General features: G+C 51.3%; 12 protein-coding genes. 9 read left to right on the top strand and 3 right to left on the bottom strand.

The window, feature by feature from the left end:
- Positions 1-66: 66 nt before the first annotated feature.
- Complete coding sequence (locus tag ACYUJT_RS14245) at positions 67-951, bottom strand: carbohydrate ABC transporter permease (RefSeq protein WP_460323206.1); 885 nt, start codon at positions 949-951, stop codon at positions 67-69.
- Between the two features lie 402 nt (positions 952-1,353).
- Between ACYUJT_RS14245 and ACYUJT_RS14240 the strand changes: the two genes are divergently transcribed.
- The 5 genes from ACYUJT_RS14240 to ACYUJT_RS14220 all read left to right on the top strand — a co-directional run bounded on the left by ACYUJT_RS14240 (position 1,354) and on the right by ACYUJT_RS14220 (position 8,092).
- A complete protein-coding gene (locus ACYUJT_RS14240) occupies positions 1,354-2,259 on the top strand; it encodes an ABC transporter permease (RefSeq protein ID WP_460323329.1) in 906 nt (301 codons plus the stop codon).
- An 83-nt stretch (positions 2,260-2,342) separates the two neighbouring features.
- Positions 2,343-3,857: an extracellular solute-binding protein gene (locus tag ACYUJT_RS14235; RefSeq protein ID WP_460323204.1), complete on the top strand. Its 1,515-nt coding sequence runs from the start codon at positions 2,343-2,345 to the stop codon at positions 3,855-3,857.
- 47 nt (positions 3,858-3,904) lie between these two features.
- The gene (locus ACYUJT_RS14230) at positions 3,905-5,044 is read left to right on the top strand and encodes a glycoside hydrolase family 88/105 protein (RefSeq protein ID WP_460323201.1); all 1,140 of its coding nucleotides are present in this window, start codon (positions 3,905-3,907) and stop codon (positions 5,042-5,044) included.
- 16 nt (positions 5,045-5,060) lie between these two features.
- Positions 5,061-6,428 (top strand): glycoside hydrolase family 28 protein, encoded by a 1,368-nt coding sequence (locus ACYUJT_RS14225; protein WP_460323199.1) that lies wholly within the window; start codon positions 5,061-5,063, stop codon positions 6,426-6,428.
- Between the two features lie 80 nt (positions 6,429-6,508).
- Positions 6,509-8,092: a glycoside hydrolase family 43 protein gene (locus ACYUJT_RS14220; RefSeq protein WP_460323196.1), complete on the top strand. Its 1,584-nt coding sequence runs from the start codon at positions 6,509-6,511 to the stop codon at positions 8,090-8,092.
- 98 nt (positions 8,093-8,190) lie between these two features.
- Here the strand turns inward: ACYUJT_RS14220 and ACYUJT_RS14215 are convergent, their stop codons facing one another.
- On the bottom strand, positions 8,191-9,033 hold the full coding sequence (locus tag ACYUJT_RS14215) for an AraC family transcriptional regulator (protein WP_460323193.1): 843 nt from the start codon (positions 9,031-9,033) through the stop codon (positions 8,191-8,193).
- A 172-nt stretch (positions 9,034-9,205) separates the two neighbouring features.
- Here ACYUJT_RS14215 and ACYUJT_RS14210 point away from each other — a divergent pair, with 172 nt between their 5' ends.
- Complete coding sequence (locus ACYUJT_RS14210; protein ID WP_460323190.1) at positions 9,206-10,594, top strand: family 4 glycosyl hydrolase; 1,389 nt, start codon at positions 9,206-9,208, stop codon at positions 10,592-10,594.
- A 139-nt stretch (positions 10,595-10,733) separates the two neighbouring features.
- Here ACYUJT_RS14210 and ACYUJT_RS14205 read toward each other — a convergent pair whose 3' ends face one another.
- Positions 10,734-11,771: a LacI family DNA-binding transcriptional regulator gene (locus tag ACYUJT_RS14205; protein ID WP_460323187.1), complete on the bottom strand. Its 1,038-nt coding sequence runs from the start codon at positions 11,769-11,771 to the stop codon at positions 10,734-10,736.
- 284 nt (positions 11,772-12,055) lie between these two features.
- Here ACYUJT_RS14205 and ACYUJT_RS14200 point away from each other — a divergent pair, with 284 nt between their 5' ends.
- Genes ACYUJT_RS14200 through ACYUJT_RS14190 form a run of 3 tightly spaced genes read left to right on the top strand, consistent with a single transcriptional unit; the run spans position 12,056 to position 15,306 of the window.
- Positions 12,056-13,489 carry an L-fucose/L-arabinose isomerase family protein gene (locus ACYUJT_RS14200; protein WP_460323184.1) on the top strand — a complete coding sequence of 478 codons (1,434 nt, stop codon included), beginning with the start codon at positions 12,056-12,058 and terminating at the stop codon, positions 13,487-13,489.
- A gap of 30 nt (positions 13,490-13,519) precedes the next feature.
- Positions 13,520-14,365, top strand: coding sequence for a transketolase (locus ACYUJT_RS14195; protein WP_460323181.1), 846 nt, complete (start codon positions 13,520-13,522; stop codon positions 14,363-14,365).
- Positions 14,366-14,367: 2 nt separating this feature from the next.
- Positions 14,368-15,306, top strand: coding sequence for a transketolase family protein (locus ACYUJT_RS14190; RefSeq protein ID WP_460323179.1), 939 nt, complete (start codon positions 14,368-14,370; stop codon positions 15,304-15,306).
- Positions 15,307-15,309 lie beyond the last annotated feature (3 nt).

Raw genomic sequence — 15,309 nt, 5'->3', positions numbered from 1 at the left:
TCGCATGATTCATGCGTGAACCAGAACTTCTTTAATTTGAAACATCCGATCATAGAATATATTGGCCTAGCCTTTGACTGCTCCAAGCAGAGCGCCTTTTGTGAAATGCTTCTGTACGAACGGGTAGGCGATCAGCATCGGAACGGTAGCGACGACGATAACTGCCATTTTGATCGTTTGCGCAGGAGGAACGATATCCACGGAGGAATTATCGCCTTCCATGCCGCTGGACACGATGACGATTTGACGAAGCAGCACTTGCAGCGGCCATTTCTCGGAATCGTTAAGGTACAGGATCGCATTCATATATGTGTTCCAGTAGTTGACGCCATAGAACAACGATAGGGTCGCGATCGAAGGAAGGGCCAGCGGCAGCATGATTCTCCACAGGATGCGGAAGTCATTGGCGCCATCGATTTTTGCCGATTCTTCAAGGCTTTCTGGCAGAGCCTGAAAGAAGTTCCTCATAATGATCAGGTTGAAGGCACTAATCGCTGTCGGGATGATCAACGACCAGTACGAATCAATCAAGCCTGCCGATTTGACGATGAGGAAGGTCGGAATCATTCCGCCGCTGAACAGCATCGAGAACACGATAATAAAGTTAATGACATTCCTTCCGGATAAGTATTTGCGGGATAGGCCGTATGCCATCAGGGTCGTCAGCGTCATGCTGACGGCCGTGCCTGCGAGCGTGGTGCCGATCGATACGCCGAGTCCTTTAAAGATGGTCGGTGTTGAGAAGATGAACCGGTAAGCGTCAAGTGAGAAGGTCGTTGGGAACAGAACGAATTTCTTCGAGACGATTTCCTGCGTCGAGGCGAAGGAACTGGCTACAACATTCACAAACGGCAGGAGGCAGGCAAGCGCGAATAGGAGCAGGAACGCATAGTTTGCAAAGTTGAAAATCCGGCTTCCCAGCGATGTTTTTTTAAATGCAGATTTGGACATAGCAGTATGAATCCTCCTTGATAGTAGTCTCATATCCACCATAACAAGCCGCAAATATTCCGTATATAATCATGTCCTATGACTTTAACCGCGGGTCGAAGGCGTGGAACTTCACGTTGAATCAAGGAAATAATCCTGATCTCCACTCATGATCATCAGCTACAATCCGGCAAGTATCCCGATCATGAATTGTGATCTCGAGCTACAGTTTGCCTGGTGCTAAAGGGTTTCGGGGGTCGACGATAGCTGATGATTATATACGGAATGACGATTACCGGATATGCTTGGCTCGAACACATGTTAACTGATCAAGGAGGTCGACAGCCGGTGAAGGAAGCAGATTCCTCAGCTATTCCGTTACAAGGCAAGCCGCATAAGGGAACCGGGCACAGGAGAATTGAAATGCTCCGTCATTTAAAAAGCTTAAGCAGGAACAAACTGTTGTATTTAATGATTTTCCCCGGATTCGTGTACTTCGTCATTTTTAAGTATTTTCCGATGGGAGGCCTGATCATATCCTTTCAGGATTATCAGCCGTATTTGGGAATTCAGGGAAGTCCTTGGGTCGGATTCAAGCATTTTGTACGTTTGTTTACCGAACCGACCTTTGTGATGCTGCTGCGCAATACGCTGATTCTGTTTGCGCTCGAATTGGCCATATTCTTTCCGATTCCCATTATTCTTGCGCTGATGCTAAATGAAGTCAGGCATAAAATGTTCAGAAACTCGATCCAGACGATGGTATATATTCCCCACTTCATGTCCTGGGTCATCATCGTTTCGATCACCTATGTTTTTCTCAATGTGGACGGGGGTGTCATTAACGAGATCATCACTGCGTTCGGGGGCAGCAAAATCAGCTTCCTAACCTCGACGGAATGGCTTCGCCCCATGTACATCCTGCAAATCATATGGAAAGAAGCCGGGTGGTCCACCATCATTTATTTGGCAGCGATTACTGTTGTAGACCCGCAGCTGTATGAGGCAGCCGAAATGGATGGCGCCAGCCGGTTGCGAAAAACATGGCATGTCACGCTGCCTGCGATCCGCCCGGTGATCATTACCCTGCTGATCCTCAAAATCGGCAATACGCTTGAGCTTGGCTTCGAGCATATGTATTTGCTTCTCAACTCGTTGAACCGGGAGATCGGGGAAATTTTCGATACGTATATTTTCACGGCAGGCTTGAAGAACGGACAGCTCAGTTTCAGCACGACAGTAGGCCTATTCAAGGGCGTCGTCGGATTAATACTGGTCATCATCGCGAACAGGCTGGCCAAAAAGTTTGGCGAAGACGGGGTCTATTGACAGGTTATGTGAATTCTTGCTTCCGCTTGGGAAGTGGAAGATAAATCAAGCTTACAAAAAACAATGAAAAAGGGGAAAAGCACATGAAACGGAAAATCGCAAAATTGGCAGCGCTTACGCTATGCTGCAGCCTCCTGCTCAGCGCATGCGGGGGAACAAAATCAGGCACTAATCCTTCCAGCGGCGCCAGCGCCGACGGCAGGGCATCGATCAGTTGGCTGAATATTTTGCAGACGCCATCACCGCCGACAGATACCGTTCTGAGTAAAATCGAAGAGGCGACGAATACAGATATCAAGTTCTCGTGGATTCCGGACGCCTCCAAAGAGGAACGCCTCAACACCTCGCTTGCTTCGGGCTCTCTGGCGGATATCGTCACCCTTACGATGCTGGATAACTCATCGGTACGCAATGCCTTGAAAGCCGGCGTATTCTGGGATGTTGCTCCTTACCTGGACGAATACCCGAATCTGGCGGCCATTTCGCCGGATATGCGCAGATCGGCCTCCATCGAGGGCAAGCTGTACGGTGTACCGCTGCAGAAGCAGGTGGCGAGGAACGGGGTCATCATCCGGAAGGACTGGCTGGACAAGCTTGGGCTGCCGGTGCCGAACACGACGGATGAGCTGATGCAAGTAGCTAAAGCATTTACGGAGCAGGATCCGGATGGAAACAGCGTCAAGGATACGACTGGATTTATGGATCGCAGCGATCTTGTCTTCGGTGCATTTAAGACGCTCAGCTCCTATTTCGGCACGCCAAGCGTCTGGAGCGTCAGCGAGGACGGGCAAGTAACGCCCGAATTCGAGTCGGAAGGCTACGTCAAGGCGATGGATTATATGAAGGAGCTATACGACAACGGATACATCAATCAGGATTTTGCCGTGACGGCAAAGACCGACCAGCAGCAAAATTTCGCGCAAGGCAAAGCCGGGATTTACGTAGGTGCCTTATTCGACAGCAAAAACCTGCTTAATTTGGCCAAGGGTATTCAGGACGATATGGAGCTCGTGATGATTAACGGTATTACGTCTACCGGCAATGAAAGCGATAGAGCCATCTGGTCGACGTCCAACGGCGTCGGAGGCCTGCTCGCCTTCCCTAAGTCGGAGGTGAAGGATGAAGAGGAATTGAAGCGTGTGCTGAAATTCGTGAACGATTTGATGTCGGATGAAGTATACGCGCTGATGACATATGGTATTGAGGATGTCCATTATACGATCGATGAGAACAAAGCGGTAACTATTAAGGATACGAGCTTATGGCAGCAGGAAGTGCAGCCGTTTGCGGGCTCCCGCCCGAAGGAGAGCGGATTTGAAATTCATGACTCAGATCCGCTGAGAAAAGAGGCCAACCGGCTGATCGAGGAGAACGAGAGCTTTGTGATACTTAATCCGCTGTATTCCCTGGAATCACCGACGAATTCGGAACAAGGCTCCGAGCTGCAGAAGATCATTACGGACGCCACGTACAAATATATTCTCGGCAAGACCGATCTGAACGGATTCCAGCAGGCCGTGCAAAACTGGAAAAAAGCAGGAGGCGATAAAATCATCGCCGAATACGAAGCTGCATATAAAGCAGTGTATGGCAAGTAAAAGGGCCGCATTTCGACGGTTTATTTTCCAACAGGAGGGTGATCGGCATGACAACGATGCATTGGGCGATACGGACCGCGGATTCCATTATGGAACGGACGCCAAAACTGTATGAAGGGCCGGGTTATAACGGGAAATGGTCCTATGATTATGGAGTGATCCTGAAGGGATTCGAACGGTTGTGGAAGATGACCGGGGACAAGAAGTATTTCGGGTATATTCGCGATAATATGGATTACTTCATTCAGGAGCACGGCTCGGTGAAGGGTTACCGGCAGGATGAGCATAACATCGACCACCTGAATAACGGCAAGCTGCTGTTCGTCCTGCATAAGGAGACCGGCGAGAAGAAATACGAACGTGCTGCGGCCTTGCTCCGGGAGCAATTGAAGACGCATCCGCGCACGTCGGAAGGGGCTTTTTGGCATAAGCGGATTTATTCTTACCAGATTTGGCTGGACGGACTGTACATGGGGGCTCCTTTTTATTTGGAATATCTATTGAACTTTGAGCAGGAGGGCGACCTAACCGACGTAACCAGGCAATTCATCCTTTGCGAAAGGCATACGAAGGACGGGAAGACGGGACTCCTCTATCACGCCTGGGACGAGCTGCGCGTGCAGCCTTGGTGCAATCCACAGACAGGGCAGTCCCCGAATTTCTGGGGAAGGTCGCTCGGCTGGTTCGTGATGGCGCTCGTTGACGTCCTCGAGCTGCTGCCGCCGGAGCACGGCGATTTCAATGAGCTAAGGCGCATTCTGAACGATACGTTAAGCGCGCTAAGGAACTATCAGGATGCCGATTCCGGCGTCTGGCATCAAGTCGTCGATGCTGGGGGCCGCAAAGGCAATTATTTGGAGGCTTCCGCCTCCAGCATGATCACGTATGCCATAGCCAAAGGCCTTCGTCTCGGGCTGCTCGGCTCCGAGTGGATCAGTTCGCTGGACCATGCCTACGCTGGCCTGATTGCGGAATTCGTGCTGGAGACGAAGGAGGGCTGGGTCAATCTGAATAAGACCTGCCAAGTAGCCGGCTTGGGCGGAGAAGACCGCCGGGACGGCACCTATGCGTATTACATCAGCGAGCCGATCATTACGAATGACCAGAAGGGGCTTGGCGCCTTCCTGCTGGCTTGTACGGAATACGAGTACTTGGATCGAAAGGCGCATGGCGCATCAATAATCTGACGAAGGAGATAGTGGCATGCTTGTTTTTAACATAGATGATTATGGTGCGCGTAAAAATAGCTCCGAGCTGTCGACAAAAGCGATTGCGGCTGCCATCGCCGCTGCGGAAGAGGCGGGGGGAGGCACGGTATGCGTCCCGCCGGGCCGTTACCGTACTGGAGCGATTATCATGAAGAGTAACATCGAGCTTCATATTAGCGCGGGAGCTACGCTCTCCTTTAGTGATCATCCGGAGGATTATCCAGTGGTAACCTCCTGCTGGGAGGGCGTGAAGCAGGAGGTATACGCATCATGCATTTTCGGCCAGGGTCTGGAGAATGTGTCCGTAACCGGCTTGGGCAGGCTGGAGGGAAACGGGCAGGCGTGGTGGGAGAAACATCGGAACCGCCGAGGAGAGCTTGCGTACCCCCGTCCCAAGCTGATCAGCTTCGATGGCTGCCGCCGGGTGACTCTGCGTGATGTGTCTCTTGCGAATTCGCCGAGCTGGACGGTTCATCCAGTTCGCTGTCAGGATGTGACGATCGATAATCTGTCGATCTTCAATCCTGCAGACTCGCCGAACACGGACGGCATCGACCCGGAGTCCTGTACGAACGTTCGCATCAGCAACTGCCAAATTGACGTAGGGGATGATTGCATCGCCATTAAAGCGGGGACGGAGGATACGAAGGAGCGCGTTCCCTGCGAGAACATCACGATTACCAACTGCACGATGATTCATGGGCACGGAGGTGTTGTGATCGGCAGCGAAATGAGCGGCGACGTGAGGAATGTCGTCATTTCGAATTGCGTATTTAAGCAAACGGATCGCGGTATTCGCCTGAAATCTAGACGCGGACGGGGCGGGATCGTCGAGGATATTCGAGTAAGCAATGTCGTCATGGAGGATGTCATTTGCCCGTTCATCCTGAACCTGTATTATTTTTGCGGGCCGCGAGGCAAAGACAAATACGTATGGGACAAGCATCCGCATCCGGTTACGGAGGAGACGCCATGCTTTCGCCGGATCCATTTCGCCAACATTACCGCCCGAAGGGTGCATGCCGCCGCCGGGTTCCTGTACGGACTGGCTGAGCAGTATGTTGCGGAGGTGACCTTCGATCAGATCGATATATCGATGGCTGAGAATGCTACGCCTGGACAGCCGGCGATGATGGCGGGCATCAAGGATATGAGCAACCGGGGCTTCTTCCTTGGTAACGTACGAGATATCCGTTTCCGGAATGTAACCGTGGAGAATCATGAAGGGCCGGCCTTTTATGTTGAGAACGGCGAACGGGTCTCTGTGGAGAGTTGCGAATCCCGGAATACGAAGCAAGCGGAGCAACTGCTGGAGCAGGTCAACGTGCCTCCCGGGAAGAGCTTGGGTGGGAACGAAGAGTGACCTGAAATAAGGCTTGATGAAGATTTTTGAGATCAGGCCATGGATGTTAAATCGAAATAGGTTTATGGAGGGGAGCCAACTTGATTTCGGATAACAGAATCACGGAAGTGATCCGCAACCCGGTACTGCCGGGCTTTAACCCGGATCCCTGCATTGTACGGGCCGGAGACACTTATTATATTGCCGTTTCCTCGTTTGAATGGCTGCCGGGCGTTAGAGTGTACGAATCGATCAACCTGGCGGAATGGGAGCATTGCACGGATATTTTGACGGATCAGGTTCAGCTGCAGGGAAATCCGAAGAACTGCAGCATTTGGGCGCCGCAGCTCAGCTATGATGGTGGCTTGTTCTATCTTATGTATACGGACGTCAAAAGCACTAAACGGCCTTTTAAGGATTGCCATAACTATTTAATTACCGCTCCATCCATACACGGGCCGTGGTCAGAACCGGTTTACCTGAACAGCAGCGGCTTCGACCCGTCCCTGTTCCATGATGATGATGGCCGCAAATGGCTGCTGAACGCCTTATGGGATTACCGTATTACGGAGGGTAATAAGTCGAGCGGAATCGTTATTCAAGAATACGATCCGAAGCAGCGCAAGTTGATTGGAGAGCCGCAGAAGCTATTTGACTGCACCCCGCTGAAAAAGACGGAAGCCCCGCATATTTATAAGCAAAACGGCTACTACTACCTCATTACTGCGGAAGGAGGCACAGGCAGCGGCCATGCGGTTACCGTCGCTCGTTCAAAGGAGCTGCTCGGGCCCTACGAAGTCGATCCGTTTAATCCAATGCTGACATCCAGCGGCAAGCCCGAAGCAGAGCTGCAATGCGCCGGTCACGGCAGCCTGGTGGAGACGCCCGAAGGCGAATGGTACATGGCTCACCTGTGCACCCGTCCGCTCGAAGGCCAGTATGCGATCCTTGGGAGGGAAACCGCCCTACAGAAGGTGTACTGGGATGAGGAAGGATGGCTTCGTTTGACCTCCGGAGGCAATACGCCGCAAGTAGAAGTGCCGCTGCCCAAAGGAGCGGTCATCAAGGGCGGGATTCGGGCAGAATTTGTAGATGATTTCAACGGTACTAAACTGCATCCACGCTGGAACACGCTCCGGATGATGGCTAATGAAAGCTGGTGCTCGCTTTCCGAGCGTCCGGGCCGCTTGCGAATTTATGCAGGCGAATCTGCCCAAAGCCTGTTCAGCCATCATATCGTGGCCATCCGGCAAACGGATAAGTCCTTTTGGGCCGAGACAGCATTGGACCATGAGCCAACGTTGTATTTGCAAATGGCTGGAATGATGCTGTATCTGAATGAGGACAATTACTGGTACGCTTACATCAGCCATGAAGAGGGGCGAGGTAGGGTTTTGAGACTGCTGCGCTGCGAGCGGGACGAGTTTACCCTTGAACCCGTTATGATCGATTTAAAGGAAGGGCCCGTTCACTTGGCCGTGGACGTATCTGGAGTCAGCGGTCAGTTTTATTATCGCGGGGAAGGAGCGGCAGAATGGCAGCCGGTCGGTCAGCCGCAGAACATTAGCTTCCTGTCCGGCGGGTTTACCGGTAATTTCATCGGCATCGCCGCCCATGATATGAATCAGTTTAAAGGCAGTTATGCCGATTTTCATTATTTCCGGTATGAAGGCCGGGACGGGTAGACCGGCAGTCTGTGCGTAGGCGCATGAAGGCACGGATTGCACCGAAAGGCTTTAAATTACAGTATAGCTGTCAGGGGACATGACCTCTGACAGCTTTTTTAATCAAACTTGGAAGGGGGAACGTTATAGTACTTTTTAAAAGCTTTTGAAAACGTAAATGGATCAGGGTAGCCGAGAAGGCTGGCGATTTCCTGAATCGTATATTTCTTTAAGTTCAGGTAATCCCTCGCCCGGTTCATCTTAACCTGGTAAATATATTGTCCCGGAGTAATGCCCAATGTCTTTTTGAAATAAGTGATGAAGTATTTCTCGGATATGCCTACAAGCTGGGCGAGCTCACTCATTTTAATCGATTTGTGCAGGTGGTTGTTAATATAACCGAATACCGGCTGCAGCACGTCCAAATTCCGCTCGGCTCTTGGTATTCTCCCGTTCAGAAATTTGCCGGTATACCGGTCTTGTCCATAGAGTTCAATGATTTTGGCGATGACAGCAATCAGGCAAGCTTTTAAGTATAGGCGGTTCCCCGGCATGCTGCTTAATTGATTCGATTGCGTAAAGGCTTTGCCGAAGAGAATGGTTTCTTCCCGAATCAGCTCTTCCGGTATAATTCCCGAGAGTGGAAAATCGCTCAGAATTCGCTGCTGCTTGCCGATTTCGAAGTCGAAATGCACGTAAATAAACTGACAGCCCTGATCGGTAGTAGAAGCTATATAAGGAATTCCCGGATAAAAAAAGACCACATCTCCCGGACTGGCCTGATGTTCAATCCCATCGATACGAATCGTAATGATCCCGGATTGAACGAACCAAAGATCGTAGTCAATGTGCGCCTTATGCTCGACCCACTTTCCGTCATGGGTGTGCTCAAAAACAGACTTCATTCGCAGCGAGATCAAATCTGACAACTCATTGAGAATTCCCATGTCCTTCATTTTCATATCCAGTATCATTCCTCTACCGTAAGACATATTTCAAATAATTATAGTATACGATTGAAGTTTCCGCTTATAAATAATCAAACTATTTGACATGAACGTAAAACTATCTCATATTCTACTTTCGAAATCAGTCTCCTATAATGGGGTCATTACCCATGAGGAGGGCATGATCATGACAGAATCTAAAGTGCCGCAACCGAAAGTTGTTGTCATCGGAGCAGGAAGTTTATTTTTTGGCCGCCAATCGATTTGGCAAATGGTCGACTCTAAATATTTGAATCAAGGAACACTTGCTTTGGTAGATACGGACGAAGAAAAGCTGTCCAAGATGGTCAGGCTTGCTGAAATGGTTGCTAAAGAGAATAATGTGTCACTTAAAGTGGAAGGCTCGACAAATCGGAGAGAGGTACTGAAGGGCGCTGATTTTGTCGTCCTCAGTTTTGCTGAGGATACTGTAAAATTCCGCGGCATCGATTGCCAGGTAGCTTTAAAATATGGAATTCGCATGTGCTCCGGGGATACCATCGGCCCAGGCGGGATATTCAGAGCCATGAGAGAGCTGCCAGTTATTATGGAATGCGCTAAAGACATTGAGGAACTTTGTCCCGATGCATGGGTCATCAATTACATCAACCCATCTGCCGTCCACGGCATTGCTTTAAGCCGATATGCACCGCAGCTGAAAACCTTCGCCCTATGCGATAGCCACCACATGCCGCATAAGAAAGCTTATTATGCCATTCGGGCAGGCATCATTCAGAATATCCGTGAATTCAGCGAGGAGACCGATCGGAAATTTGATTTCCGCATTGCCGGCGTCAACCATTTCACCTGGCTGCTTAAGGCCGAGTATGATGGAAAGGATGTCATGTCCAAGGTAGCTGAGTCGATGAGAGTATCGGCGGGAACGGAAAACGATGGCGGGGATACAGGTGCGAAGGCGCTTTATAACGATGCCATCACGTATGAGCTCTATAACATTTTCGGATATATTCCGACATGTACGGCCCACACGAAAGAATACGTCCGCTATTGGCAGGGACTGGGCAAGACGGAAGACGCTATTCCGCCTTTATCGATTTGGGAGACGGAAGACCGGTATCAGCGGCATGAGGAGATGTGGGGGCAAGTGGATGATTTCCTATCCGGAAAGCGTCCGATCGCCGACTACATGAAATCATTCGGGCCCGACCACGCCACGGATATTATCGAAAATATGGTGGGCAATTTGGGCAAGCGTTTCTTTATTAATACGCTCAATAACGGGGCGGTGACGAACATGAATGACGACGCTTTCCTTGAATTGTTATGCGAAGTGAATATGAATGGTATCCAACCCCTTCACGTGGGTGAGATGCCGCGGGGGATCAGGGGCATGCAGGAGCTCGTGCTGGATACGCACGAACTGACGGCGGAGGCTGTTGTAGAACGAAGCTTCACGAAATTGAGAAGAGCGATGCTAACTGATCCGCTGGTAAATTCCATACATGATGCAGATATGATGATTAAAGAGCTGCTGGAGTTGGAAAAGGAGATCATCCCGGGATATTGGTACGAGTAAATGGGGTTAACTTTATTCAATTAATTTAGAACTGGAGTAATAAGCCTAAAAGGACGGCCAATGGCCGTCCTTTTGTTCGTTGTTATTCACCTTCGAGTTTTATGCGGAAACCTAGGGGTTACCTGGAAGGGACACCTCGCTATTGGATGCGGCTCGATGACCCGCGGGGAATAAATTGGGTATCCACCTTTACTTTCGTCTTTACGACCTGGGGAGATTCAATCGACTGAATCATCAGATCGACGGCCAGGTGAGCCATGCGTTCTTTTTCCACATGAACCGTTGATAGCTCGGGGGTGACGATGCGCGCCTCTGAGATGTTGTCAAACCCGACGATGGACACGTCCTCGGGAATCCGATAATTCAGCTCGCCAAGCGTCTTGATGGCGCTGATGGCAATATAGTCGCATTCGCAGAAAAAAGCGGTCGGCATAGGCTTGCCGGAGTCCAGGTACGCGGTCAGCTGGCTTTTCAATTCTTCCTGTGAGGAGAGGATTGTAGGAGCTACGGCGAAGAAGCCATCCTCAGGCACCTCCAACTGACGGTCACGAAGCGCAGCGAGGAAGCCCCGTTTGCGGTCTTCGAAATTATGGATTCGCACATTGGAGGCGATGTAACCGATGTGGCTGTGTCCCGACTCGGCCAAATGAGCCCCTGCCTGATAAGCCCCCATAATGTTGTTGATCTCGATGAAATGAACGGGAAGCATCTCATAACAGGTATCGAGCACGACGAGCGGAGCGTTCAGCTCGCCCGCTATGGCTGCGATTTGCGATTGATTCAAGTTTGTTCCAAGCAGAATAACCCCGTCGCTTCGCTTCTCCTCCACGATCGATTTAATGTCCTCCATATAGCGCTCGGGTTCCACCGAGGTGAACATGAGCGAATACCCGTAACTCCGGCATCTTTCTTCAATGTATTGAATCAGCTCGCGAAAAAAGGGCTGCTGATAATATTGTTCAAGCACGATGCCGGAATTGGCGAAGGCTAGAAAAATTAACGTTCTGAGTGCTTGTTCCGGCGCGGCCGCCTTGGATTTAGGTAAATAACCGTGTTCCTTGGCGATCTGCAAAATCCGTTCGCGCGTTTCCGCACTGATACCTTGTTTTCCGCTGAGCGCAAATGACACGGCTGCTTTGGAAACACCGGCAAGCTTGGCGATATCCTCCATTCTCACAGTTCAAAATCTCTCCATTTCATTCATCGTTTAGTAAGTTTAGTGTACACATCCCTAAAAAATTAATCAAGGACGACGAAGAAGTGAACTAAACAATTTAGTTAATATAACTTAAATACAACTAAATTTCAGTAAATATCGTTGACCATTCGTTAGATAAGTGTTATTTTTAAGTCAACGCAAGAGAAATTAACTAAATTATTGGTTAACATTGTTTAGTTTCATTATTGAGTTTAGTTAAGTTTGTTAAGTTGGAGTTGAATCTACCTGAGGAGTGAGGCCGGATGAAGAAATTGAAGCTGGGATACGCCCCAACCCGCCGTTTTACGTTCAGTGCGGAGGATGCATTCAAGTACAAAGTGATGATTAAGGAGAAGATCCAGAGCTTTGGAATGGACTTCGAGCTTGTGGATCTGGAGGGAATCAACGAAGAAGGGCTGCTGTACGACGACCATATCGCTGCGGAGAAAATTGTCGAGCGGTTCAAACGCGAAAATGTCGATGCTGTATTTTTCCCCCATTGCAACTTCGGGACAGAGGATACGGTAGCAAGGGTAGGCAAAGCGCTGGGCAAGCCCGTGCTGCTGTGGGGACCGCGGGATGAGGCGCCGCTTGAAGATGGCATGCGTCTGCGTGATACCCAGTGCGGATTGTTCGCAACGGGCAAGGTGCTGCGCCGTTTCAACGTACCGTTTTCGTATGTGACGAACAGCCGGGTCGATTCGCCTGTATTTGAGCGGGGTTTCACGAATTTCGTGGCCGCGGCGAACGTAGTGCGGCAATTCCGCAGTCTGCGCATTTTACAAATCGGTCCCAGACCGACCTCGTTCTGGACGATGATGTGCAATGAAGGCGAGCTGCTCGAACGGTTCGGCATCGAGCTTCATCCGATCACTTTGATCGACATTCAACGGGCTTCGAAGCAGATCGAAAAGGGCAGCAGCTCGGAGCTGGCGGAAGCGATCGATTATATCAAGGCCAAGCTGGATTGGTCGGAGGTCACAGAGGAAGATGTCCGGCGTATCGCCGCTTTGAAGGTGGCGATGAAGCAGTATGCGGTGCAAAACGGCTGCTCGGCCATCGCGATTCAATGCTGGTCGTCCCTGCAGGAGGCCATGGGAATCATGCCTTGCCTCGCCAATGCGATTCTGACCGATGAGCAAATTCCGGTGACGTGCGAGACGGACATCCACGGGGCGATTACCTCGGTCATGGTACAGGCAGCGACGATGAATCAACTGCCAACGTTTTTTGCCGACCTGACGATCCGGCATCCGGAGAATGAGAATGGGGAGCTGTTGTTCCATTGCGGCAATTTCCCTGTATCGCTGTCCGTAGAGGAACGTCCGAAGCTATGCCGTCATTTTCTGTTCGACGATCACTCACCGGGCACGCACGAAGGCGAAATCAAGGGCGGCGGCATGACGCTGGCCAGATTCGACGGGGATCACGGGGAATATCAGTTGTTCCTTGGTAAGGCACGGGGCATTCAAGGCCCGTATACACGCGGTTCTTATGTATGGGTGGAAGTGAACGATTGGCCGCTATGGGAAGAAAAGCTGGTCAAAGGCCCTTATGTGCATCATTCGGTCGGCATTCATGCGAACGTCATTCCGGCATTGTACGAGGCATGCAACTACATTCCAGGCCTCACCGCCGATCCTGTCGATCCGACCGAGGAGCAAATCAAGGCTTGGCTGCGTGGTTCAAATTTATAAATCACCAAGAATAAGGAGGCAGCGGTAGAGATGGACATTATTGAATTGAAAGCAAAGGCTGCGCAGATCCGCATGGATCTGCTCCGGATGATTCATCGGGCCAAGGCGGGGCATACCGGGGGCTCGCTCAGCAATACCGATATTTTGACCGCACTTTATTATAGAGTCATGAATTTGGATCCGGCCCGGCCGAAATGGGAGGACCGCGATCGCTTTATAGCCAGCAAGGGTCATGCCGTAGAATCACTTTGGTGCATTTTGGCTGATCGAGGATTTTTCCCAACAGCTGAATTGGAGACGTTCTCCCAGTTTGGAACCCGTCTGATTGGCCACCCGAACAATAAAGTGCCCGGAATTGAAATGAATACGGGAGCATTGGGGCATGGCCTTGCGATCTCGGTGGGTATGGCGCTTGCCGCCAAACGGGACGATCGCGGCTACCGGGTGTTCTGTCTGATGGGTGACGGGGAGCAAGCCGAAGGCTCCGTGTGGGAGGCAGCGATGGCGGGCGCGCATTACAAACTTGATAATTTGGTCGGAATCATCGACCGCAATGGACTGCAAATCAGCGGTTCCACAGAAGATGTCATGGGACTTGATCCGCTGGACGAGAAGTGGTCGGCATTTGGCTGGAACGTCGTATCGATCGACGGCAATGACATGGAGCAGCTGGTGACGGAGTTGGAGAAGGTGCCGGTCGTGGCAGGAAAACCGACGCTTATTATTGCGAACACGGTCAAAGCTAAGGGCGTATCCTTTGCCGAGAACGTGCCGCATTGGCACCATCACGTACCGAGCGACTCTGAGCTGGAGCAGGCATTATCCGAGTTGTCCGCGGCATTGGACAGCTATCAACAAGAAGGGCAGGTTCGATAACGATGGGGAACAAAATAGCTAACCGTCAGGTCATATGCGATACGCTGCTGGAGCTTGCACAGGCTGACCGAGACATTATGGTGCTTGCCAGCGACTCAAGAGGCTCGGCGGCAATGGGACCGTTCGCTGAAGCGTTCCCTGAGCAGTTCGTCGAGGTCGGCATCGCCGAGCAGAATATCGTTGGCATATCGGCAGGGCTTGCTCACAGCGGGAAGAAACCGTTCGTCACTTCGCCCGCCTGCTTTCTGTCTATGCGGAGCATCGAGCAGATCAAAGTGGACGTAGCCTATTCGGCCACGAATGTGAAGCTGATCGGTATCAGCGGCGGGATCAGCTACGGCGCGCTCGGAATGTCGCACCATTCCGTGCAGGATTTGGCGGTTACCCGGGCCATTCCGGGCCTTGCAGTCATTTTGCCTGCGGACCGTCATGAGACGAAACGGATGACCGAGGCGCTCGTGAATTATGAGGGCGGGGTTTATGTGCGTATCGGCCGGAATCCGGTGGAGGATGTGTACGAATCAGCGGATTACGACTTTGTCATCGGCAAAGCCGTCACGATGCGCGACGGATCCGACATTACGCTGATCGCCGCAGGAGAGACGGTGCGGGTGGCATTGGATGCCGAAGCGCTGTTGAAGGAGGCCGGGATTTCCTGCCGGGTGATCAACATGCATACGATCAAGCCGCTGGATGAAGAGGCGATCATTAAGGCTGCTCAGGAGACGGGCCATATTATTACCGTGGAGGAGCACAGCATTCACGGCGGCCTGGGGGCTGCGGTCGCGGAGGTTGTCGTTCAGCATCATCCGGTGCCGCTTCGCCTGTTGGGCATTCCCGATGAACCGGCGATTGCAGGGAAAACCAAGGAAGTATTCGACCACTACGGCATCAGCGCGGGGCATATTAAGGAGCTGGCGCTGAACATGCTTGGGAAATAGAGG

This window comes from Paenibacillus sp. YSY-4.3, from assembly GCF_054767475.1.
Note: the sequence above shows the minus strand (reverse complement) of the source record. Positions and strands in the feature narration are given on the sequence as shown.

Coding starts and splice junctions, on each gene's coding strand:
- ACYUJT_RS14245 (WP_460323206.1), bottom strand. CDS start 951: ATGTCCAAATCTGCATTTAAAAAAACATCGCTGGGAAGCCGGATTTTC.
- ACYUJT_RS14230 (WP_460323201.1), top strand. CDS start 3,905: ATGACAACGATGCATTGGGCGATACGGACCGCGGATTCCATTATGGAA.
- ACYUJT_RS14200 (WP_460323184.1), top strand. CDS start 12,056: ATGAAGAAATTGAAGCTGGGATACGCCCCAACCCGCCGTTTTACGTTC.
- ACYUJT_RS14240 (WP_460323329.1), top strand. CDS start 1,354: ATGCTCCGTCATTTAAAAAGCTTAAGCAGGAACAAACTGTTGTATTTA.
- ACYUJT_RS14215 (WP_460323193.1), bottom strand. CDS start 9,033: ATGAAAATGAAGGACATGGGAATTCTCAATGAGTTGTCAGATTTGATC.
- ACYUJT_RS14195 (WP_460323181.1), top strand. CDS start 13,520: ATGGACATTATTGAATTGAAAGCAAAGGCTGCGCAGATCCGCATGGAT.
- ACYUJT_RS14235 (WP_460323204.1), top strand. CDS start 2,343: ATGAAACGGAAAATCGCAAAATTGGCAGCGCTTACGCTATGCTGCAGC.
- ACYUJT_RS14225 (WP_460323199.1), top strand. CDS start 5,061: ATGCTTGTTTTTAACATAGATGATTATGGTGCGCGTAAAAATAGCTCC.
- ACYUJT_RS14210 (WP_460323190.1), top strand. CDS start 9,206: ATGACAGAATCTAAAGTGCCGCAACCGAAAGTTGTTGTCATCGGAGCA.
- ACYUJT_RS14190 (WP_460323179.1), top strand. CDS start 14,368: ATGGGGAACAAAATAGCTAACCGTCAGGTCATATGCGATACGCTGCTG.